1 protein-coding gene is annotated in these 1,835 nt (G+C 40.7%); it reads right to left on the bottom strand.

Annotated features, from left to right (window positions below; genetic code table 11):
• Positions 1-76: 76 nt before the first annotated feature.
• On the bottom strand, positions 77-1,648 hold the full coding sequence (locus tag MICAI_RS15980; RefSeq protein WP_008204336.1) for an SUMF1/EgtB/PvdO family nonheme iron enzyme: 1,572 nt from the start codon (positions 1,646-1,648) through the stop codon (positions 77-79).
• Positions 1,649-1,835 lie beyond the last annotated feature (187 nt).

Below are 1,835 nucleotides of genomic sequence, written 5' to 3'. Positions count from 1 at the left end.
CTCAAAAAAAAAATCGACCCGCCGCTAGGCGGGAAAAAGAGAAAAAGGGTAAAAAGGGAAAAAAAGGGAAAAAGGGTTACAGAGTCCTCCCAGCACCGCACACCACCCGAAAACCGCAGTAGTAGCTGCTGACGCGGCGGTAGTCGTAGTTGCGGAAAGCGGAACGGCAGAGATTCGGATTGCCGCACCAAGAACCGCCCCGCAGTATTTGAAAATGATTATCCCTTATCAGGCAAGCACTGCCATCCCTTGGCGCATTCTCATAGCTATCATGCCAATTGTCCTCGCACCATTCCCGAACATTGCCACTCATGTCATAGAGTCCCCAAGCATTGGGCCTTTTCTGGCCCACAGGATGAGTTGTCTTCTGAGAATTTCCGTCATACCAAGCGTAATCTCCTAACTGATTAGCATCATCACCGAAATAAAAGCGAGTAGTAGTCCCCGCACGACAAGCATATTCCCATTCCGCTTCTGTGGGGAGGCGATAGCTTTTGCCGGTTATTTGACTCAATTTCTGACAAAAGGCTTGAGCATCGTTCCAGTTAACATTTTCTACTGGATTTTGGGGATTATTTTTAAACCAATTTTTAAACCGAGAGGGATTGGTTCCCATTACTGCTTGATATTGTGCCTGAGTCACAGGATATTTACCAATCGCAAAACTGTTGACTTTAACTTGGTGTTGAGGCTTTTCATCATCCAAAGCATTGGGATCACTGTCAGGAGATCCCATGAGAAACTCACCTGCTGGTAAGCTCACCATCTCTAGTGTGACTCGATTGGGTAGGTTTTCGGTAAATGGAGTGGGTGAAGCAATTAGGGGTATTGGTGAAACAGGCTTTTTGAGTGCTTGTAAGGCATTTAAAACCTGTTGTGCAGTCCATCTTTGTCTTCTATCTTTTTGCAAACACCCTTCAATAATCGGTTTAAACTCTTTCGGTAAACTAGGGATTTGTAGCTCACAATTTATCACCTTTACCATTAATTGATTATTGTCATTATTGAACTTATAGGGAAATTGATTAGTCGTCATTTGGATTAACATAATACCTAATGACCACAGATCCCAAGCTGAGGAAATATCACCCCTAAAGGCTTCGGGAGGCATATAAATAATTGTACCGGTATTGTGGACTGTTTGAGTGTGGCTTTTGTTATTTAAGGTTCTAATTAAGCCAAAATCTGCTAACTTGTATTGTTGATTAACCTTGAGGATATTACCCGGTTTTAAATCTCGATGCACTTTATTTTGTCGATGAAGATAATTTAAGCCCTGAGCGACTTGAGCAGTAATATTTGTAATCTCATCCGCTGACAAACTGGCTTTGGCAATGTGATTTTCTAGGCTACCCTGTGCCAATTCCATGACTAAATAAAGCATCTCTGTATTGAGAAAAGTAAATTCCCCCACCGCATAACTCTTAATTAAATTAGGATGTTCTAACTTTCTGGAATTTGTTAACTCAATTAATTTATCATCGCTACTTTCGGGGATAACTTTAATGGCAACTTCTTTGACCGATGTATTTCTGACCATTTCACTAGCATGAAATACACCCCCAAAACCACCCGCACCGAGAAATTTATTAAGACGATAGGGGCCTATTTGTTGCCCTTCTAACATCTTCATCATTTGGTCTAGCATAATAATAACTCCTGAATTAGCCAATTTTTACGTTCTGTAACTATCCTATTAAGTGGGTGGTTTTAACGAAGGCAAGAGGCAAAAGCTTTATCGAAATGTGTAATTAATTTTGCTTAGGTACTTAATACTAAATCTGACTATTAAATACTGATTAAGTAGGTGGGTGGAATTAAATATAAAATGAGGG

The organism is Microcystis sp. T1-4 (assembly GCF_000297435.1).
Taxonomy (GTDB): Bacteria; Cyanobacteriota; Cyanobacteriia; order Cyanobacteriales; family Microcystaceae; genus Microcystis.
The sequence above is the reverse complement of the archived record's forward strand: the minus strand, read 5'-3'. Positions and strand labels throughout refer to the sequence as shown.